Source organism: Sphingomonas insulae (genome assembly GCF_010450875.1).
Taxonomy (GTDB): Bacteria; Pseudomonadota; Alphaproteobacteria; order Sphingomonadales; family Sphingomonadaceae; genus Sphingomonas; species Sphingomonas insulae.
Map to the genome: position 1 here is coordinate 1,479,047 of NZ_CP048422.1, position 20,338 is coordinate 1,499,384.

The following is a 20,338-nucleotide window of genomic DNA, read 5'->3' on the forward strand; positions in this document are numbered from 1 at the left end:
ATCGCGTCGCGCGGCGGCGGGGTGGAGGGGCGGCGGCGTGGAGGGCCAGACTAGACCGTGGCGTCCGCGGCCGCCCGCCCGTCGGCCAGCGGTCGCCACGGCCCCGTGCCGGCGGAATGGAGCGGCTACCGGCCCGCCAAAGCCCGTGCGATCGCCTCCAGCTGATCGGTCGCGGCGTTCCAGCCGGGTTCGAACCCCATGGCGGCGTGATTGTCCATCGCCTCCTGCGTCCAGTGGCGCGCGGTGGCGGTGTAGCGCGTCTGGCCGTCTTCCGCGGCGAAGTCGTCGATGCGGACCATGAACGGCCCGGCGGGATGCCAGCCGGCAGTGAACGCGTCGGTCGAGACGATGCGGGTCTGCGGCACCACCTCAAGATACACGCCCTCCAGCCGGTTTTCCTCGCCGTTCGGGCCGCGCATCACGATCTGCGACCGGCCGCCGGCGCGCAATTCCTGCGTCAGAAACTCGGCGGTCCATGGCCGGGGGCAGAACCATGCGCCCGTATCCTCGGTCCATGCGCGCCAGACCGCATCGACCGGCGCATCGATCAGCCGGGATATCGACAGGTCGTAGGTCATGCGGCGTCTCCCCTGACCGCGGCCTCGATCGCCGCGATATCGATCTTGCGCATCCCCATCATCGCCGTGAAGGCGCGGCTGCGGGCGTCGCCATCGGGATGCGACAGCGCCGCCATCAGCACGCGCGGCACGATCTGCCAGCTGACGCCCCAGCGGTCGGAACACCAGCTGCACTGGCTTTCGGCGCCACCATTGCCGACGATGGCGTCCCACAATCGGTCGGTTTCCGCCTGCGTGTCGGTGAACACCTGGAACGAGATCGCCTGCGTATGCGGATGGCCGGGGCCGCCGTTCAGGCCGAGGAAGGGCGTGCCGCAGACGGTGAAGGCGACGGTCAGGGCATCGCCCTGCCTGCCCGCCGGATAGTCGCCCGGTGCGCGGACGACGTCGTCCACCGATGAATCGGGGAAGGTGGCGGCATAGAAGCGCGCGGCCTCTTCCGCCGCGCCGTCGAACCACAGGCAGATCGCCATCGCCTTGTCGGTCATGCTGCGGCATTTCCGCCCGGGCCGACGATGCCGACCTGATGGCCCTGATCGTCGATGATGTTGGCGGAGAAATCGCCGCCGGGGATCGGATCGGGACCCTGGATAAGCTTGCCGCCGCCAGCCTCCGCCGCGGCGATGGCGGCGTGGATGTCGGGCACGAGGAAATAGCTGTTCCAGTGCTGCGGCGCGCGGGTGAGCGTGCTGGACATGATCGCACCGGGCCGCCCGTCGCCCGTGCCGATGAAGGCATATTCGCCCATGTCGCCCATCGCCATCGCGCCGGCCTTCGTCCAGCCGAACAGGCCGCCATAGAAGGCCAAGGCGCCATCGGGATCGGGGGTGGCGAGTTCGATCCACACCGCATGGCCGTGCGCGCCCGGCATCTGCTTGAACGGACGCGCCGCATCCTGCGCGAAGGGCTGCATGATCGAGAACGGAATGCCCTGAGGATCGAGGACCACGGCGAAGCGGCCGACATGGGGAATATCCATCGGCCCGAACACGACGCGGCCACCAAGGTCGCCGGCCCTGGCCAGCGTTGTGGCGATGTCGTGCGCCAGCAGGTAGAGCGACCAGCCGCCTGCTGGCGGTGCGCCCGGCGGTGGCGCCATCAGGCCGGCCACGCCATCGCCGTCCGGCGCGGAGGCGACAATATAGCCGCCATGTTCGGCCACCGGCGACGTGTGCGTCGTCCAGCCGTAGACGCTTGCGTAGAAGGTCGCCGCCGCGGCCGGATCGGATGCGACAAGTTCGAACCAGATCGGATCGCCATCGGAAAGGGTCATCATCGTCGCTCCGCAAGGAAGGGGGGTCAGGACTGGAACAGCAGCGCGAAACCGCCATAGACCATGCGCTTGCCGTCGAACGGCATGGCGTCTGGCGGCATCTGCATGCGCGCGTCGGCCATGACCTTCGCCATGCCGGCGTCGCGCACCGCTTTCGACGGCCATTCGATCCACGAAAAGACGACGGTCTCGCCGTCCTGCAGGTGGAGCGCCTGCGGAAAGCCCGTGACCTTTCCGGCCGCCACGTCGTCGCCCCATGCCTCGACCACGCGGGTCGCGCCGTGGTCGCGGAACACCGCCTCCGCCCGCATCGCCATCGCCAGATAGGCCTGCTTGTCGCGGGCGGGGATCAGGAAGCCGTCGATATAGCCGGTGTCGGGAGAGGTCGCGCCGGTGTCGACGACGACCTCGAACCCGCCATAGATCATGCGCTTGCCGTCGAACGGCATCGTCGCGGCGAGTTCGTCCATCCCGGGCGCCGCCATGATCTGCGTCGCGGCGGCATTGCGGGCCGCCTTGTCGGTATATTCGATCCAGCTGAACACCACCGTCTCGTCCTCGCCAGCCTGTACCGCGCGATGGAAGTCGGTCAGCGTGCCATGGGGCACGTCGTCGCCCCAGCCTTCGCCCTGGCGGGCGGCCCCGGCGGCGTGCAGCAACGTCCAGCCGCGGACGGCATGATCGCGATAGGCGTCGCGCCGATCCGTCGGCACCGCGACGACGAAGCCATCGATATAGGTCATCGTCCCGATCCCTCCTCGATCCCCTGCGCCTTCAGCCATTCGGCGAACCCGGGCGGCGGCGTGCCGGTGAAGCCCGCCATCTGCGCCGCGAGCGCCCGCCCGAACGCGGCACGCGATTCGCCGCGCGCGACATAATCGGCGAGGTTCGGATAGCCGTCGAGCAGCCCGTCGCCGGTGACAATGCGCAACACCGCGACCATCAGCAGGTCGCCGGCGCTGAACGCATCCCCGTCCAGCCACGGACCCGCGCCCAGCCGCCGCGACAATTCCCCGAGCCGTTCGTCGATCCGCTGCAAGACCGAGGGCAGGCGCTGCGCCGACCAGGGCTGGCCGCGTTCGAACAGGGTGCAGGCGGCGTGATCCATGATCGGCGGTTCGACGGTGTTGAGCGCGGCGAACATCCATTCGATCGCCCGTGCGCGTGCGGCCGGATCGGCGGGCAGCAGGCCGCCGCCGAACGTATCGGCGACGTGCAGCACGATGGCCCCCGATTCGAACAGCGTCAGCCCGTCATGTTCGAGGGTCGGCACCTGGCCGAACGGCTGGCGGTCGCGATGATCGGGCCGTTTCTGGCCGCCCTGCGGCAGGTAGCGGACGTCATAGGCCTGACCCGCTTCCTCCAGCGCCCAGCGCACGCGCAGGTCGCGGACCTGGCCCCTGGCGAAATCCGGCACCCAGTCGAAAGCGGTGATGGTCGGGCGCATGGCGGATCAGCCGGCGGCGGGCTGATGCGCCATCGCCTGTTCGGCGGCGGCCATGTCCATGTGGAACGGCCCCCAGCCGTGGCCGTCCGGGTCCTCGAACGCGCGGCTGTACATGAAGCCGTGATCCTCGGGATCGTGCAGTTCGCGCCCGCCCGCCGCCAGCGCCGCCTGGGTGAACGCATCCACCGCGGCGCGATCGTCGAACGACAGCGCGAGCAGCATGCCGCTTTGTTGCCGGGCGTCGATGATCTGCTTGTTCGTGAAGGTCGCGTAGAACGGGTGGCTGAGCAGCATCACCGCGATGCTGTCCGACCAGGTCATCGACGACGCCTGTTCGTTGGAGAACATGGCGTTCTTTTCGAAACCCAGCGCCGTGTAGAAGGCGGTTGCCCGTTCGACGTCGGCGACCGGCAGGTTCACGAAGATCATCCTTGGCATGGCGAACGCATCCTCTTCGCGAATCGTCTCTGGCGTTTGATGCACCCCGTGCTTACCTAAAGCAACGATGAAGTTAGAAAAAGTAACCAAGCGTTGGTATGACGATGCGTGCGGGACCGCGCTGGCGCTGGAATTCGTCGGCGAACGCTGGTCGTTGCTGATCCTGCGCGAGCTGATGTTCGGACCGCGGCGCTTCGGCGAGATCAGGGCGCAGCTCGCCGGGATCAGCGCCAACATCCTCACCCAGCGGCTGGCGAGCCTGGAGGCGGGGGGATGCTGGTGCGGCGGACGCTGCCGTCGCCCGCATCGGTGCAGGTCTACGAACTGACCCCCTGGGGCCAGGAGATCGAGCCGGTGATGCAGACGATGGGGCGCTGGGCGACGCGATCGCCGCTGCACGATCCGACCTTGCCGATGTCGCCCGCCTCGGCGATGCTGTCGATGCGCACGATGATCGATCCGGTAAAGGCAGGCGCCCTGCGGATGACGATCGGGTTTCGGGTCGGCGGCGACCGGTTCCTGGGGCGGCTGGCGGACGGCGTGCTGGGGATCACCCGCATGGAGCCGGCCGGGGCGGACGTGGTGGTCGAGGCCGATCCGACGCCGCTGGTGGTGTGGCTCTACGTCAAGCGGCCGGTCGCGGCGATGGAAGCGGACGGCGTGCTGCGGATCGTCGGCGACCGCGCCGCGGCGGAACGCTTCGCCGACCTGTTCGCGCTGCCGCCCAAGATCATGCCCCCGGCGGGTTGACGGCGGGGCAATCCGTTTCCACTGCATGTCGGGTTGCGCCGTTCGCTCGCTTCGCGCGTTGGGAGGGGCCGCACTCTGTTTGCCCAGCCTCGAATGGTGTCCCGACCACGATGACCGATATCTCCAACACCCAGCCCGCCAACATGTCTGCAGAGGGGCGCGAAACGACGATCATGGACGCGCCCGACAAGATGGTCGGCGTGCGCGACCTGTTCGGCATCGACAGCGACATGGAGGTGCCGGCGTTCAGCGAGGCGGACGAACGCGTGCCGGACCTGGACCCGGCCTATGTCTTCGATGCGGACACGACGATGGCGGTGCTGGCGGGCTTCGCGCACAACCGCCGCGTGATGGTGCAGGGCTATCACGGCACCGGCAAGTCGAGCCATATCGAACAGGTCGCGGCACGGCTGAACTGGCCGTGCATCCGTATCAACTTGGACGCGCATATCAGCCGCATCGACCTCATCGGTCGCGACGCCATCGTGCTGCGCGACGGGCAGCAGGTGACGGAATTCCGCGAGGGGCTGCTGCCCTGGGCGTTGCAGACCCCGACCGCGCTGGTGTTCGACGAATATGACGCCGGCCGGCCCGACGTGATGTTCGTGATCCAGCGCGTGCTGGAAACGGAGGGCAAGCTGACGCTGCTCGACCAGAATCGCGTGATCCGCCCGAACCCGTGGTTCCGCCTGTTCGCCACCGCCAACACGGTCGGCCTGGGCGATACCAGCGGGCTGTACCATGGCACGCAGCAGATCAACCAGGGCCAGATGGACCGGTGGAATATCGTCGTCACGCTCAACTACCTGCCCGCCGCGGTGGAATCGCAGATCGTGCTCGCCAAGTCGGGCGAGTATGACAAGCCGGAGGGCAAGAAGACCGTCGACAACATGGTCCGCGTCGCCGACATGACGCGCAAGGGCTTCGTCAACGGCGACATCTCGACCGTGATGAGCCCGCGCACCGTCATCACCTGGGCGCAGAACACACTGATCTTCGGCGACGTCGGCTTTGCGTTCCGCCTGTCATTCCTCAACAAGTGCGACGAGAACGAACGGCCGCTGGTGGCGGAATATTACCAGCGCGTGTTCGGCAAGGACCTGCCCGAAAGCGTGGTGGGGAAGGCTTGAGGGCGGCATGACAAAGGCCGAGGCTTTGGCACGGTTGCGCGCGCGCGAGGCGGACTTGCGTGCGCTCGGGATCGATCGCCTGTCCCTCTTCGGCTCGACCGCGCGCGGGGAGGACCGATCGGACTCGGACGTCGATCTCGCCGCCGTCATGAATTACGATCGGGTGGAGACACTCGGGCCGTTCGGTTTCTTCGGTATCGAAGATCGCATCGGCGAGATGCTTGGCGGGGTGAAGGTCGACCTCGTCACCGAGCCGGCGCGGCGGTCGCGTCTTCAGGCCCAGATCGATCGCGATCGCGTCGATGTATTCTGAACGCACGCGTCTGTTCCTCGCGGACATCGTCGAGGATGTCGATCGCCTGGTCGCGTTCGTCGATGGCATGGATGCGAAGGCACTCGGCGCGGACGAGCGGACTCTGCTCGCGGTGGAGCGACTGTTCCAGCGGATAACCGAGGCGGTGATTCAGATCGGGTCCGAGGACATGGGACGGATCGGTCCCGATCTGCCGGTGCGGAACATACGTGGTCTGGGCAACCGGTTACGGCACGACTACCGTAATATCGATCCCGAACTGTTGCTGCGGATCGCACAGAACGAGCTGCCTGCGCTCCGCGCTGCCGCCGAAAGGGCAATGGGCGAATAATGGCGAACGACACTCCCCTCGACCGGTTAAAGGCGGTCCTCTCCGGCACGGCGCGCGCGATCGCCGAGGAGCCGGAGGTCGAGCTTGCGTTCACCGCGGATGCGCCGACGCAGAGCGGCAAGCATATCAAGGTGCCGATGCCAGCGCGCGCGCTGCCGGCGGAGCAGGTTGCGGAAGCACGCGGCTTCGCGGACGGGTTCGCCCTGCGGCTGAAGCATCACGACAGCGCGATGCACCTCAAGGCCGCACCACCCGAGGCGGTGGCCCGCGCGGTGTTCGACGCAGTCGAGACGGCGCGGGTGGAAGCGCTGGGCAGCCGGGGTTATGCCGGGATCGCCGACAATCTGGCGCATGCGCTGGACGTGCGCCTGCGTGCCGATCCGATCACGCGCGCCCGGACGCGCGAAGAGGTGCCGTTGTCGACCGCATTGTCGCTGCTGGTCCGCGAGAAGCTGACCGGCGTCGACGCGCCCGCCGCCGCGGCGCCCGGCCTGGCGCTGGTGCGCGAATGGATCGACGCGCGGACCGACCTGTCGGCCCTCAATCTGGCGCTCGACGACCAGCGCGCGTTCCAGAGCCTGGCGATGAAGATGCTCGAGGATCTGGAACTGGTCGAGGGTGAGCTGAAACCCGAGGATGCCGAGGACGGCGGATCGGAAGACGAGGGCACCGACGAACAGGAACAGGACGAAAGCGAGGAGGGCGACGACGATTCCGCCGGCCAGGGCGAAGGGGAGGTCGACGCCCGCGGCGAGGCGCAGGAATCGGACAGCGACGACGGCGAGGGCGAGGAATTCGGCGACGAGTCGATGGACGACCTCGACGGCGAGCCCGGCGACGACGGCGACGAGGGGATGCAGCCGGTGCGCCCCAACCGCCCGAACAGCGATTTCATGCCGCAGTTCGAATACAAGCCGTGGACGACCCAGTTCGATGAGGTGGTCGCCGCGACCGACCTGTGCGACGCCGACGAACTGGCGCGGCTGCGCGGCTATCTCGACCAGCAGCTCGCGCACCTGCAATCGGCGGTGTCGAAGCTCGCCAACCGGTTGCAGCGGCGGCTGATGGCGCAGCAATCGCGCAGCTGGGATTTCGACCAGGACGAAGGAATGCTGGATGCCGCGCGGCTGGCACGCGTCGTCGTCACGCCCGGCCAGTCGCTCAGCTACAAGATCGAGCGCGAGACGGACTTCCGCGATACGGTGGTGACGCTGCTGATCGACAATTCGGGGTCGATGCGCGGGCGCCCGATCGGCATCGCCGCGATCAGCGCCGACATCCTCGCCCGCACGCTGGAGCGGTGCGGGGTGAAGACCGAGATCCTGGGCTTCACCACCCGCGCGTGGAAGGGCGGGCAGGCGCGTGAGACGTGGCTGGCCGCGGGCCGGCCGCCGCAGCCGGGGCGGCTCAACGACATCCGCCACATCGTCTATAAAAAGGCGGACGAGCCGTGGCGGCGGGCGCGCACCAACCTCGGCCTGATGATGCGCGAGGGGTTGCTGAAGGAGAATATCGACGGCGAGGCGCTGTTGTGGGCGCATGCGCGGTTGATGGCGCGGCCCGAGGAACGCCGCATCCTGATGGTCATCAGCGACGGCGCGCCGGTCGACGATTCGACTCTGTCGGTCAATTCCGGCAGCTATCTGGAACGCCATCTGCGTCAGGTGATCGGCTGGATCGAGGGCAAGTCGCCGGTCGAGCTGGTCGCGATCGGCATCGGCCACGACGTCACCCGTTATTATGCGCGCGCGGTGACGATCATGGACGCCGAGCAACTGGGCGGAACGATCATCGAACAATTGGCGGCGCTGTTCGACACGCCGTGAGCACGACGCGTCGGGTCGTCCGGCGCCATGGGGCCGCAGACTGCGGTCGCCCACCGCGTATACGCACATTGTCCAGGCGCTGACGATAAGGCACATTTAACCATCGCCCGGATAGGCGAGGGCGATGAGCCCCGACCTGGTTTCGAAGCACCGGCCCTCGCTCGCGCAGTTCGCCGCTCACCGGCGCGCGATCGAACCGCATGCGCTGCCGACCTATTGCCTTTGCTTGCTCGGCGTAACGGTGATCGCGGCGTCGGTGACGCTGGGGCCATTCCATTGCGATCCCGTCTTCATCGGCAATGTGTTGCAGTCGACCCTGGCCGTCGCCGCCTTTGCCTGGGCGGCACGGTGGATCGGCTTTGCCAGGGTCGCCGATCTGGTGGAGCAGGTGCTGTTGCTGTTCGCGTCCGGCATCGTCTGCGCGTTTTGTGCCGTGATCTGCGCATCGACCGCGGCGCCGCTGGCCGATCCCGTCCTGCGGCAGGCGGATATGCTGCTGTTCGGCATCGACCGTACCAGCCTGATCGCCGACCTCGGCCTGTCGGCGGGTGCGATGCGGCTGTGGACGCTGGCGTATGACAGTTTCGCGGTAACCCCGCTCTTGGCGATGCTGTTGCTGCTCTGGCGCGGGGAGCGCTGGCGCGCATGGGCCGTGCTGAGCGCACTGATGACCTGCGCGGCGATCATGATCGTCTTCCTGCTGATGACTCCGGCGTTCGGCACGCCTCCGTTTCCCTATGCCTTCGAGGCGGTGCTGGCCGGCGTGCGGAGTGGCGAGCTGCGCACGCTGGACACGTCGGTCATCACGGGGATCGTCACGTTCCCGAGCATGCACGCCGCGGATGCGGTCATCCTCGCCGTCGCCTTTTCGTGGCTCGGCCGCTGGGCCGTGCCGCTCGTCGTGCTGAACATCGCGATGTTCTTTTCGGCATTGATCGTCGGCGGGCATTACGCCGTCGACCTGCTCGCCGGCGGGTGCATCGGCTTCGTCTGCATCACCGGCGCGCAGCGGCTTCATGCGCGGCTGGCATCCGTCGTCGCCGGGCGGACCCACGTCGTCGATACCGATCGACACTATATCTGCGTATGACTCTCAATAGCGTTGACGCTGATAATCATTCTCATTAGTGACCCCTCCAACAAAGGGGACCATCATGAAGACACCGTCATTCCTCGCACTGTCGTGCGTCGGATTCATCGCATCGGCGCCCGCGATGGCAGCGGATACCGCGCCGGTCAGCGCCGCCGAGCGGGCGAAGGCGATCGCAGATGCGCAGGCGCAGGATGCCAAGCGCGCGGTTGAGCGCGACGAGATCGTCGTCAACGGCAAGGGCGAGGCCGGTGTCGCGGTGGTGGAAAGCCCCAAGGCGACCAGTGCGATCATCGATACGCCGCAGACGATCACCGTCATCTCCGACCAGGTCATCCGCAAGCAGAACCTTCAGACGCTGCGCGACGCGCTCCAGACCATTCCCGGCATCACCTTCGGTGCGGGCGAGGGCGGTGGCGGCTATGGCGACAGCATCAACCTGCGCGGCTATTCGGCCAACAACGACATCACCGTCGACGGCATTCGCGACAGTGCGCAGTACAGCCGCACCGATCCGTTCAACATCCAGCAGATCGAGGTCTATAACGGCGCCAATTCGGTCTTCAACGGATCGGGCAGCGTCGGCGGGACGATCAACCTCGTCACCAAGGAACCGCGCGCGGAGGACCTGACGATCGTGCAGGGATCGATCGGCACCGACGATTATTATCGTGGCGCGATCGATGCCAACCACCGCGTCGGTGACAATGTCGCCGTCCGCCTGAACGGTGCCTATCACCGCAACGACGTGCCGGGCCGCGATGTCGAACGCTACAAGCGCTGGGGGATCGCCCCGTCGGTGACGATCGGCATCGACGGACCGACCAGCCTGACGCTCGCCTACGTCCATCAGGAGGATCGGAACACGCCGATCTATGGCGTGCCTTATTACAGGAATGCGCTGTACGGTGGCGCGATTCCGGGCGTCGACCGCAGCGACTATTTCGGCATCGCCAACCTCGATCGGCAGGATACGACGGTCGACCGTTTCACCGCGACCTTCCGCCATCAGGTCAACGATGCGCTGTCGGTGCGCAACCTGACCCGCTGGCAGCGCGTCGGCCAGAATAGCGTCACCAGCGCGCCGCAGGGGACCTATTGCCTGGCGGGTACCAACCGCACGCCGACCGGCGGCGCGTGTACCGCCACGTTCTCCAACGTCGTCGATGCGGGCGGCGTGTATCGTCCCGGCACCAATTCGGTGACGATCCCGGTGGCGGCCGGTTTCTTCCAGCCCAACGGCCCGCGCGGCCTGATCCGCGATCAGGAGAACCAGCTGCTCGTCAACCAGACCGACATCCGGCTGGAAACGGGGGAGAAGGGCGGCATCCGCAACGTCGCCAATGTCGGCATGTCGGCATCGGTGGAGGATTATGCGATCACCACCGCATCGCTGATCCGCAACACGTCGGGACAGGCGCTGATCCTGCCGCCGATCAGCATCGCCAATCCGGACACGACCTATACCGGCCCGCTCAACCGGACGGTCACCGCACAATCGAAGTCGGAGACGACCAACGTCGCGGTCTATCTGTTCGATACGCTGGAACTGGGCCGTTATTTTGAGCTGAACGGCGGTGTGCGCTGGGAAACGCAGCGCGCCCACTTCCGCTCGCTACCGCTAGCGTTCGTACCGCCGGGCACGACCGCGCTCACCGCGCTCCAGCAGTTGCCGCAACGCAGTGACGAGCGGTTGTTCTCGTACCGCATCGGCGCGGTGTTCCATCCGGTGAAGGACGTCAGCATCTATGGCGGTTACGGCAACGCCAAGACGCCGTCGTCGGCGACGGTGCGCCTCGGCTGCGGTGCGCAGACGACGCAGGTCATCAACGGCCAGACGCAGGTGTTCGACCCGTGCCAGGTCGCGCCGGAAACCGCCAGGAACTACGAGGCGGGGATCAAGGCCGGCCTGTTCGGCCGCCGCCTGGAACTGACCGCCGCGGTGTTCCGCAACGAGCGGACCAACTTCCGCGTCGCCTCCAACGATCCGGCGCTGCCGACCGCGACGCAGGTGCTCGACGGGCGCTCCCGCGTCGACGGCATCGCGCTTGGCGCATCGGGCAACGTGACGCGCAACTGGACGATCTTCGCCAACTACACCTATCTGGATGGCGAGATCCTGCAGGCGATCTCGAACCAGTGCATTGCGAACCCGAGCGCTGCGTGCGGCAACAGCGTGGCGAACCCGGACCCGCAGCGTGGCACGCTGTTCGTGCAGACCCCCAAGCATTCGGGCAGCCTGTTCACGACCTACAAGCTGCCGTTCGGGCTGGAGGTCGGCTATGGCCTGACCTATCAGGGCAGCTTCGCGCTGAACGCGGCCAGCCTTGCCGCACCGACGCAATACCGGTCGGACGATTACCTGATCCACCGCGCCTATCTGGCCTACAGCTTCGCCGGCGGCCTGACCGCGCAGGTCAACGTGCAGAATTTCACCAACGAGAAATATTACACGGCGATCCGCAACAACGGCTGGGCCGCGCCGGGTGAAGCGCGCTCGGCGGTGCTGAGCCTGTTCTACAGCTTCTAAAGTCTGCTAATCCTCCCTGCCGCGTTGGCGGGGAGGAGTCCGGACGAGCCATGCCATGCTGATCGCTATTCCCGAAGTACTCGATGCCGAGGGCGTGGCGCGGCTGCGCGCGATCATCGATGCGGCCGACTGGGTAGACGGCAACGTCACCTCCGGTCCGCAGGCGGCACTGGCCAAGCGCAACCAGCAATTGCCGGAGGATGCGCCGGCGACGCGGGAGGCGGCGGCGATGGTGCTCGACGCGCTCGGGCGGTCGCCGCTGTTCTTCGCGGCGGCGTTGCCGCTCAAGGTGTTTCCGCCCCTGTTCAACCGCTATGCCGGCGGACAGGATTTTGGACTGCATGTCGACAATGCGATCCGTATCCAGCGCGGCACCGAATTCCGCATCCGATCCGACCTGTCGGCGACGTTGTTCCTCGAAGATCCGCAAGCCTATGATGGCGGCGAGCTGGTGATCGAGGACCAGTTCGGGCCGCAGACGGTCAAGCTGCCCGCCGGCCATCTGGTCCTCTATCCCGCATCCAGCCTGCACCGGGTGACGCCGGTGACCCGCGGCGTGCGCACGGCATCCTTCTTCTGGCTGCAATCCATGGTGCGCGACGATGGCGAGCGGCGCACGCTGTTCGAACTGGACGGCGCGATCCAGTCGGTCGCCGCCACGCAGGGTCAGGGCGATGCGGCGGTGGTGCGGCTGACCGGCGTCTATCACAACCTGCTGCGACGCTGGGCCGATGCCTGATCCGCGGATCGCCGCGCCCTCGTTCGGGTTCGAGGGGCCGGTCAAGCGATCGATCACCATCGCCGGCCACCAGACCTCGATCAGCCTCGAACCCGCCTATTGGCGCGCGCTGGAACTGGCGGCGGTCGCTTATGCGCTGCCGTTGTCGGCGCTGGTGGCGCAGATCGACGTGCTGCGCATCGCCGCCGACGATCCCCCCAATCTCGCCAGCGCGCTGCGCAGCTGGCTGTTCGCGGCGCGATTGACCGAACAGGACCTGCATGCGACGCCCGTGGCGGAGGACGGGAGCGACGGATGAGCAAGCTGGCATGGCGACGGACGTGGTTCCAGGTCCACAAATGGATCGGGCTGACGCTGGCGATCCTGATCGTGCCGCTGTCGCTGTCGGGTGCCGCGCTGGTCTGGCACGACGGGCTCGACCGGATGGTCAATCCGTCGCGCTATGCGGTGACGGGCACGTCGGTGCTGACCGTGGACGCCTATGTCGCTGCGGCGCGGGGCGCGTTGCAGCGGGGCGACCGGGTGGCGCAACTGACGATGCCGGACCATGGCGGTCCGGTCATCGTCGCGGCACAGCCCGCAAAGGCCGCGGCGGTGCGTCGCGGACCGCCGCCGCGGACCATGGTCTATCTTGATCCGCCGACCGCGCGCGTGTTGCAGGTGGCACCGGGCAACGCCGGCTTCGTCCGCTTTCTGCATGGGTTGCACGGCAGTCTGCAGGTGCCGGGTATCGGGCGGCAGATCGTCGGCTGGATCGGCGTGGCGATGATGGTGTCGTGCTTCACCGGGCTGTGGCTGTGGTGGCCGACCGTGGGCCGATGGGCGAAGGGCCTGCGCTGGCGGCGGCATCGCAACACCGACACCAACCTGCATTATCTGATGGGGTTCTGGATCGCGCTGCCGCTGTTCGTGCTGTCGCTGACCGGGGCGTGGATCAGCTTTCCGGCATTCTTCGCGGCCCTGAGCGGCGGCGGCGGCGGAGCGCGGGGCCCGGATCGCGGCGCGATGATGCGCGCGCCGGCACTGGCCGACCCGGCGCAACCGCTCGGCATCGTCGTGGAACGGGCCGCCACCGTTCGCAAGGATACGATCCGCAGCATCGCCTGGCCGACGACGCGGACGCCGGACTGGACGGTGACCTACGCCGGCGGCGCGATCGTCAAGGTCGCGGACGACGGCGGTATCGCGGTTGCCGCGCCATCGCGCCAGCCGGGCGGGATCGCGCGGCTGATGCGCCGTATCCACGATGGCGAGGGCATGGGGTGGCTGTGGCAGACGGTGATCTTCATCGGCGGCATCCTGCCCGCCGCGCTGGCGGTGACGGGCATCGTCATGTGGTGGCGCGCACGCGGCTGGCGCGCACAGGTGGCGGCGAAGCAGGCACGCGGCGTGAACTAGGGCCGATCGACATTCAACAGCGCGACAGCATTCTTCCCCGGCGGAGGCCGGGGCCCAGTTGGGATAGCCGCTGTGACGCTGGGATGCGCCTGATTACCAGACTGCCCCAGCTGGGCCCCGGCCTCCGCCGGGGAAGCAGAAGGCTGAAAGTCGATCCGTCCTGGAACCGGATGACACCAGATTGATCCGAATGCTCGCCATGCGAGCGCAGCGAAGCAATCCAGCGACGGACCAGAACGCCCCGAATTGCTCCGCTGCGCTCGCCATGACGGATCAACGTGATGTCATCCCGCCCCAGGTCGCGGTCCCGGCACGTAGCGGCCATCTCCCGCATCCGTCACCGGCGAACCGCCGGGGCCCATGGCGGATAACGGCCGGCGGATCGCCGCCGGACCGTCATCGCGACCATGTGCCCCGGCGTCCGTCGGTGGCGGCGGGGCATATCCCGCCGCCGTGTTACCGTCCCAGCAGCACCCGTGCCTGACCGGCGATCTGCGCCAGCATCGCGGCATTCGGCTGCGCCGCGTGGCGGGCACGGTCGACCACTGCCTTGAACTGGCCGACACGCGCGGCATTGGCCGTCAGCCAGTCGCCGACCGCACCGCGGGGATCGGTACCGCCGCTGCGCGCCAGGAATTCGAGCCGCTGCTGCTGGAAGTCGCGGGCAAGGCCCGCCAGCAGCAGTCGTTCCCACGGATCGCTCGACTGGATTCGCGCGGCCGCCGCCTGCGCCCAGTCGAGGCCGAGCGCCTGGCCCAGGTGCGTGAACGCCCGCGTCAGTTCGATCTCGTCGAGCTTCAGCCGTTCGCCGAGCGATGCCAGGCCGACCGCGCCGTCCAGATCGAACAGGCGGACGACACGACGGGCGAGATCGGCCGGTGCACCGGCCGCCTCCAGCTCGGCGGCGATGCGGGCGCTCTGCGCGCTCGCTTCCTCGAGCAGCAGCGAATCGGTCTGCCCCTCCAGCTGGACGATGCCCTTGCCCAGACGATCGAGCACGGCGCCCGGCAACGTCCCCGGTGCCGTCGCGCGCAACAGGTCGGCGATATGCGACCGCGTCGCCACCGCCACCTCGTTGAACAGGGCGATGCGCGCGCCCTCGGTGATGTCGGCACGCTCGATCTCGACCCACAGCGCGTCCAGCCCGAACAATCGTTCGGCGACGACGAACATCGCCGCGATGTCGGCGACCGCCGCGCCTTCTTCCTCGGCCAGTTCGAAGGGAAACAGGATGCCCAGCCGGTTGACGATCCGGTTGGCAAGCTTGGTCGCGACGATCTCCGGCCGCAGCCGGTGCTGGTCGATCGCCTGCGCGAAATCGCGCCGCATCGCCGCCGGGAAGCCGGCGTGGAGGTCGGGCGCCAGTTCCGGCGCCATGGCGAGCGGCGCGCGCTCGATACCGTCCTGCAATGCCAGCTTGGCGGTTGCCAGCAGCACCGCAAGCTCGGGACGGCTGAGGCCGATCCCTTCCTGGCCACGACGCAGCAGGTCCTCGTTGCCTGCCAGCCCTTCGACGGCACGATCCAGCCGACCTGCCGCCTCGAAGATCTCGATGACGCGGACGTAGCTCGGGATCGCCGCCGGGCCGTCCGCCTCGGCGATCGACAGCGCCAGCGTCTGGAGGCGGTTGTCCTCCAGCACCAGATGCGCGACGTCGTCGGTCATGCTGGCGAGCAGGGCGTTGCGATCGTCGAAGCCCAGCCGGCCTTCGTTCATCTCGCGGTTCAGCGCGATCTTGATGTTGACCTCGTTGTCCGAACAATCGACGCCGGCCGAATTGTCGATGAAGTCGGTGTTGATGCGACCGCCGGCGGCCGAAAAGGCGATGCGCGCCGCCTGGGTGACGCCCAGGTTCGCGCCCTCGCCGATCGCGATGACGCGCAGTTCCTCGGCGTCGACGCGCAGCCGGTCGTTGGCGGGATCGCCGACCGCGGCGTTGTTCTCCGCCGCCGCCTTCACGTACGTGCCGATGCCGCCGAACCACAACAGGTCCGCCGGCGCCTTCAGAATCGCCGAGATCAGCGATGCGGGATCGAGTTCGCGCGTGGTCAGGCCGAGTGCGGCCTGCGCCTCGGCAGACAGCCTGATGACCTTTTCACTGCGCGCGAAGACACCGCCGCCCTTGCTGATGAGCGTCGCGTCGTAATCGGCCCAGCTGGACCGGGGCAGGGCGAACATGCGCGCGCGCTCGTCCCAGCTGGTGGCGGGATCGGGATCGGGATCGATGAAGATGTGGCGATGGTCGAATGCGGCGACGATCTTCAGCGTCTTCGACAGCAGCATGCCGTTGCCGAAGACGTCGCCCGACATGTCGCCGCACCCGACGACGGTGATCGGCTGCGTCTGCACGTCGACACCGCGTTCGGCGAAGTGACGCTGTACCGAAACCCAGGCACCCTTGGCGGTGATGCCCATCGCCTTGTGGTCATAGCCCTGTGAACCGCCGCTGGCGAAGGCGTCGCCCAGCCAGAAATCGCGCTCCAGCGCCAAAGCGTTGGCGACGTCGCTGAACGTCGCGGTGCCCTTGTCGGCCGCGACGACGAAATAGGGGTCTTCGCCATCGAGGATGGCGACGCCGGCCGGATGCACCACCGCGCCGTCGACGATGTTGTCGGTGATCGACAGCAGCGAGCGGATGAAGATGCGATAGCTTTCGGTCCCCTCCGCCAGCCATGCGTCGCGATCCAGCGCGGGGGAAGGGAGCTGCTTCGGATAGAAACCGCCCTTTGCCCCGGTCGGCACGATGACCGCATTCTTGACGCGCTGCGCCTTCATCAGGCCGAGGATTTCGGTGCGGAAGTCGTCGCGGCGGTCGGACCAGCGCAGGCCGCCGCGTGCGACCGGACCGGCACGCAGGTGGATGCCCTCGACCCGCGGGCTGTACACCCAGATCTCGCGCCATGGCACGGGCGCGGGCAGGCCGGGGATCAGGTGGCTGTCGAGCTTGAACGCCAGCGCCTCGGCGGCGGCCGGCGCGAAGGCGTTGGTGCGCAGGCATGCGGCGATCAGGTTGCGATAGGCGCGCAGGATGCGATCGTCGTCGATCGCCGACACGGCATCGAGGCCACGCTCGATCGCTTCGTCGGTGGCATGCACGTCGACGGGGTTGGCCGGATCGTGCGCCGCCGCGAACCGCGCCAGCAACGCCTTGGTCAGCTTGGGTGCGCGGCGCAGCGCATCGACGACAGTGGTCAGGCCATAGGGCAGGCCCGCCTGGCGCAGATAACGGAACCAGGCGCGCAGCAGCACCACCGATTGCGGCGACAGGCCGACATCGACGATCAGGCGGTTGAACGCGTCATTCTCCGCCTTGCCTTCCAGCGCCGCGGCGATCGCGCCTTCCAGCACGGTGGCGTCATGCCCTTCGCCGCTCGCATCGCTTTCGACGACGAAATCGTGGACGAAGCTGTCATTGTCCTCGCGCAGTCGCGTCGGCAGTTCGCCGATGACGCGGAAGCCGAAATTTTCCAGCACCGGCACCGCATCGGACAAGGCGAGCGCGCCATGCGACTTGTAGATCTTGAGCTGGCGATCCTCGCCCGCCACGACCGGGAAGATGCGCACGGAGCGTGCATCGCCATCGTCGAGACCGGCGATGCGCAGGATGTCCGCCGCCGCTTCCGCGGCGCTGCTGACGTTGCGGTAGTTGGGCGGAAACGCCTGCGCCCAGCGCAGCGCCAGCCGCGCCGCCCGCTGCGGCGGCACCTGTTCGGCCAGCGCCGCCTCGACGTCCGACACCCAGCCCCGCACCATGCGGCGCAGCCGTTCGGCGAGCGGTTCGGTCTCGGGCATATGGCCCGATCCGCGCAGGTCGATCGTGTAGCGGAGCAGCGCGACGACACCGTCGTCCAGGCTGATCGACCAGTTCAGCACGCTGCCGTTGGACGCCTCGGTCAGCATCTGCGCGATGGCGACGCGGCGGGCGGTGGTGAGGTCGTCGCGCGGCAACCAGGCGAAGGCGAACAGATGACGGCCGAGCGCCGATCGCACCAGCACCAGCGCCGGGCGCGGCCGGTCGGCGAGGCTCATCGCGGTCAGCACCACCTCTTCCAGCGCCGGCGCCGGGAAGGCGACGACGAGGTCGTGCGGCAGCGCGGTCAGCGCATGGGTCAGCGCCTTGCCGGCATGGCCCCTGGGATCGAAACCAAACTTCGCCTCCAGCGCCGACAGGCGCGCGCGTAGCACGGGAATGTCGCGCGGGCGGGCGCTCAACGCGGCGCTGGTCCACAGGCCGGCGTGGATCGACAGGCCCGTGACCTCGCCCGCCTCCATGATCGGCACGATCGCCAGGTCGAGCGGCACGGCGCGGTGGACGGTGGAAATCAGGCTGGACTTGAGCAGCAGCGGCGCCTCGCCGCCATCCTCGAACCACTGGATCGCGAGGGCACGGCTGGCCTCTGCCAGCACCGGTGTCTCGTGCGGATTGCGCGCGAGGCCCAGCGCGTCGCCCGCGCTCCCGTCGCGCCGCCAGATCTGGTGGCCGAGCAGCGTGAACTGCCCGTCGAGGAACCATTGCAGCAGCGCGGCGCCTTCGCCCTGCGGCAGCATCGCCTCGTCGCGGGCCATCGCGCGTTGCAGCGCCGGCCAGTCGGAAACGGCGGCACGCACGTCGGCGAGTACCGCGGTCAGTTCCTCGACCAGTCCGCGCCGGTCGCGCGCGTCGGCCCGTTCCAGCTCGATATAGATCATCGATTCGGGGCTGCCCGCACCGCCGATATCGGTCATGACCCCCGCCGCATCGCGCGTCACGCGCACGACGGGATGGATGACGCGGTCGATGTCGAGGTCCTGTTCGCCGATCGCGGCGGCGATCGAATCGACCAGGAACGGCATGTCGTCGTTGACGATCGCCAGCCGCATCCGGCGCCGAACATCGTCCGACGCGATTGGCTCCAGCGCGATCGCGGGGCCACCCGCGATCCGCTGCGCGGCGGTCTGCGCGACGAATGCGGCAGCGGCGGACCGCTCCGCCTCACCGAAGCCGGTCAGCTCTCCCGGTAGCGCGCCCTTGGTCAACCGGGCGGCAAGCGCCTCGGCCATGCTCTGGTTCTCGTCGGCCATGACGCGAGCCTATGCGCCTGCCGCCGCCCCGCTTCAAGCTTTGCTGCAGTGCGAAAATTACGCCAAGGCGCAATAATCTATTGGGTTTATCAGGCCTCGTTCAGGCGGCGGCCTTGCGGGCGATGCTCTCGATCAGGCCCTTGCCCTCGACGCGCTTGATAACGTCGACGGTGTTGTTCCGACCGGCGCGGGCGAGCAGGATCACGAATTCATCCTCTCCCGCCCCGATCGCGACATTGCCCAGCGTCGGCAGGGCGCGCAATTCGGCGGCGACCCGGTCGAACACATCGCGCCGTTTCGCCGGTCGCTTCGCCGCACGCTCGGCAGCGACGACCGCCTTGATCCCGCCCTCGGCCTGTTCGAGGAACGGTGCCAGCATGCCGGCGGCGATCGACTGGCGACGCGCATGCGCCAGCACCGCGGCATATTCGGCAAGGCGTGTCTTGTCATAGTCCACGCCGAAGACCAGCTTGACCACGGCCGTCATCGGCGCACGGGGCAGGACCTTCACCGCGGCGGCGGCGAGCAGGTCGGCATAGCCCGCCGCATCGGTATCGCAGGCGAGCCCGAAGTCATGCGCGCGGCCCAGCGCGCGGTACAAGGCGGAACGGCCGCGCGTGTCGGCGGCACGGACCGCCGCGGCGCTTTCCCGTGCCATCATCAGCCGGTCGCCCAGCGAGCCACCGGGCACGGCCTCGACCGGCGTGTCCGATGCCTCGAACCCGCCGCTGGGGCCATCCGCCCACACCGGGGCGACCGTCGGCATCGCCGGCGCGGCGCGCACGGCGGCGACCAGCTCGGCATCCAGCGTGGCCTGCGTTTCCTCGTCGACCATCTCCTTCCAGTTGATGACGCCGTAGATGAAGTCGATGGTTTCCCCGTCGGAGGAAAAGGGCATCAGGATGCCGCGGTACAGCGTGGTGTGGCCGCGCGTCGCGACGAACTCCGCCTCGAACCCGATCGGAGCGCGATTGGCGATGATCTGCAGGTAATGGTCGGTCAGCCGCGACAGCAGCGATCGTCCGGGAACATCGGCGATGCGGGTGATCGTCGTCTCCAGCCCGCATTCCTCGCGCAGCGACCGGCCGAGAAACGCGATCGTCGGATTTTCGACGCCCGCGCTGAAATCGAGCAGCACGCTATGCGGACCGAAATCGGCGATGCTGGCGGGGTTGAGATCCTCGATCCCGGGATAGGCGCGCCCCTTCAGCAGCGACACCCAGTGATTGTAGGCGCGCACGTGCATGCGCCGCTCGTCGCCGCCGAGATCGAACATCGCATCGTCCACGCCCTCCTGGTCGACGCCGCGGTCGCCCGCCGTGTCGATCGCGTCGTCGAGTTCCAGCCGCTCGTCCTCGAAACCGCGCACCGTATCCATGCCAAAACCCTTCGTTCGCCAGGCCCTGCGCTCCTGGTTCGGCATCGCTTGTGCAC

The 20,338-nt window shown here is 68.0% G+C and carries 19 protein-coding genes; 11 read left to right on the plus strand and 8 right to left on the minus strand.

The annotated features are described in order from the left end of the window. Positions 1-125 precede the first annotated feature (125 nt). Genes GTH33_RS08540 through GTH33_RS08565 form a run of 6 tightly spaced genes read right to left on the minus strand, consistent with a single transcriptional unit; the run spans position 126 to position 3,736 of the window. A complete protein-coding gene (locus GTH33_RS08540) occupies positions 126-578 on the minus strand; it encodes an SRPBCC family protein (protein ID WP_163958051.1) in 453 nt (150 codons plus the stop codon). Beyond that, a complete protein-coding gene (locus GTH33_RS08545; protein WP_163958052.1) occupies positions 575-1,066 on the minus strand; it encodes a VOC family protein in 492 nt (163 codons plus the stop codon). The genes GTH33_RS08540 and GTH33_RS08545 overlap by 4 nt, the downstream gene beginning before the upstream one ends. Beyond that, positions 1,063-1,854, minus strand: coding sequence for a VOC family protein (locus GTH33_RS08550; RefSeq protein ID WP_208404197.1), 792 nt, complete (start codon positions 1,852-1,854; stop codon positions 1,063-1,065). The genes GTH33_RS08545 and GTH33_RS08550 overlap by 4 nt, the downstream gene beginning before the upstream one ends. Positions 1,855-1,877: 23 nt before the next feature. Then, positions 1,878-2,594: a DUF1428 domain-containing protein gene (locus tag GTH33_RS18415; RefSeq protein ID WP_163958053.1), complete on the minus strand. Its 717-nt coding sequence runs from the start codon at positions 2,592-2,594 to the stop codon at positions 1,878-1,880. Further along, a complete protein-coding gene (locus tag GTH33_RS08560; protein ID WP_163958054.1) occupies positions 2,591-3,298 on the minus strand; it encodes a glutathione S-transferase family protein in 708 nt (235 codons plus the stop codon). The genes GTH33_RS18415 and GTH33_RS08560 overlap by 4 nt, the downstream gene beginning before the upstream one ends. Before the next feature lie 6 nt (positions 3,299-3,304). After that, complete coding sequence (locus GTH33_RS08565) at positions 3,305-3,736, minus strand: VOC family protein (RefSeq protein ID WP_163958055.1); 432 nt, start codon at positions 3,734-3,736, stop codon at positions 3,305-3,307. Positions 3,737-3,803: 67 nt separating this feature from the next. Between GTH33_RS08565 and GTH33_RS18360 the strand changes: the two genes are divergently transcribed. The 11 genes from GTH33_RS18360 (at position 3,804) to GTH33_RS08615 (ending at position 13,843) form a co-directional block, all read left to right on the plus strand. After that, positions 3,804-4,064 (plus strand): winged helix-turn-helix transcriptional regulator, encoded by a 261-nt coding sequence (locus tag GTH33_RS18360; protein ID WP_338054409.1) that lies wholly within the window; start codon positions 3,804-3,806, stop codon positions 4,062-4,064. Next, positions 4,010-4,486 (plus strand): transcriptional regulator, encoded by a 477-nt coding sequence (locus GTH33_RS08570; protein WP_338054410.1) that lies wholly within the window; start codon positions 4,010-4,012, stop codon positions 4,484-4,486. The genes GTH33_RS18360 and GTH33_RS08570 overlap by 55 nt, the downstream gene beginning before the upstream one ends. 110 nt (positions 4,487-4,596) lie before the next feature. Continuing rightward, a complete protein-coding gene (cobS, locus tag GTH33_RS08575) occupies positions 4,597-5,616 on the plus strand; it encodes a cobaltochelatase subunit CobS (protein WP_163958056.1) in 1,020 nt (339 codons plus the stop codon). Between the two features lie 7 nt (positions 5,617-5,623). Then, a complete protein-coding gene (locus GTH33_RS08580) occupies positions 5,624-5,929 on the plus strand; it encodes a nucleotidyltransferase family protein (protein ID WP_163958057.1) in 306 nt (101 codons plus the stop codon). Then, on the plus strand, positions 5,919-6,260 hold the full coding sequence (locus GTH33_RS08585; RefSeq protein WP_163958058.1) for a HepT-like ribonuclease domain-containing protein: 342 nt from the start codon (positions 5,919-5,921) through the stop codon (positions 6,258-6,260). Before GTH33_RS08580 ends, GTH33_RS08585 begins: the two co-directional genes overlap by 11 nt. Continuing rightward, a complete protein-coding gene (gene cobT / locus GTH33_RS08590) occupies positions 6,260-8,086 on the plus strand; it encodes a cobaltochelatase subunit CobT (protein ID WP_163958059.1) in 1,827 nt (608 codons plus the stop codon). The genes GTH33_RS08585 and cobT overlap by 1 nt, the downstream gene beginning before the upstream one ends. Positions 8,087-8,210: 124 nt before the next feature. Then, positions 8,211-9,176, plus strand: a complete 966-nt coding sequence (locus GTH33_RS08595; protein WP_163958060.1) for a phosphatase PAP2 family protein — start codon at positions 8,211-8,213, stop codon at positions 9,174-9,176. A 64-nt stretch (positions 9,177-9,240) separates the two neighbouring features. After that, a complete protein-coding gene (locus tag GTH33_RS08600; RefSeq protein ID WP_163958061.1) occupies positions 9,241-11,706 on the plus strand; it encodes a TonB-dependent receptor in 2,466 nt (821 codons plus the stop codon). Positions 11,707-11,761: 55 nt separating this feature from the next. Further along, positions 11,762-12,445, plus strand: a complete 684-nt coding sequence (locus tag GTH33_RS08605) for a Fe2+-dependent dioxygenase (protein WP_163958062.1) — start codon at positions 11,762-11,764, stop codon at positions 12,443-12,445. Further along, a complete protein-coding gene (locus GTH33_RS08610) occupies positions 12,438-12,743 on the plus strand; it encodes a ribbon-helix-helix domain-containing protein (RefSeq protein WP_163958063.1) in 306 nt (101 codons plus the stop codon). The genes GTH33_RS08605 and GTH33_RS08610 overlap by 8 nt, the downstream gene beginning before the upstream one ends. Beyond that, a complete protein-coding gene (locus GTH33_RS08615; RefSeq protein ID WP_163958064.1) occupies positions 12,740-13,843 on the plus strand; it encodes a PepSY-associated TM helix domain-containing protein in 1,104 nt (367 codons plus the stop codon). Before GTH33_RS08610 ends, GTH33_RS08615 begins: the two co-directional genes overlap by 4 nt. A gap of 456 nt (positions 13,844-14,299) precedes the next feature. On the opposite strand, the gene GTH33_RS08620 is transcribed toward GTH33_RS08615, so the two are convergent. Both GTH33_RS08620 and GTH33_RS08625 read right to left on the minus strand, forming a co-directional pair. After that, a complete protein-coding gene (locus tag GTH33_RS08620; RefSeq protein WP_163958065.1) occupies positions 14,300-18,904 on the minus strand; it encodes an NAD-glutamate dehydrogenase in 4,605 nt (1,534 codons plus the stop codon). A gap of 100 nt (positions 18,905-19,004) precedes the next feature. Further along, positions 19,005-20,282, minus strand: coding sequence for a PAS domain-containing protein (locus GTH33_RS08625; protein ID WP_163958066.1), 1,278 nt, complete (start codon positions 20,280-20,282; stop codon positions 19,005-19,007). Positions 20,283-20,338: the final 56 nt, after the last annotated feature.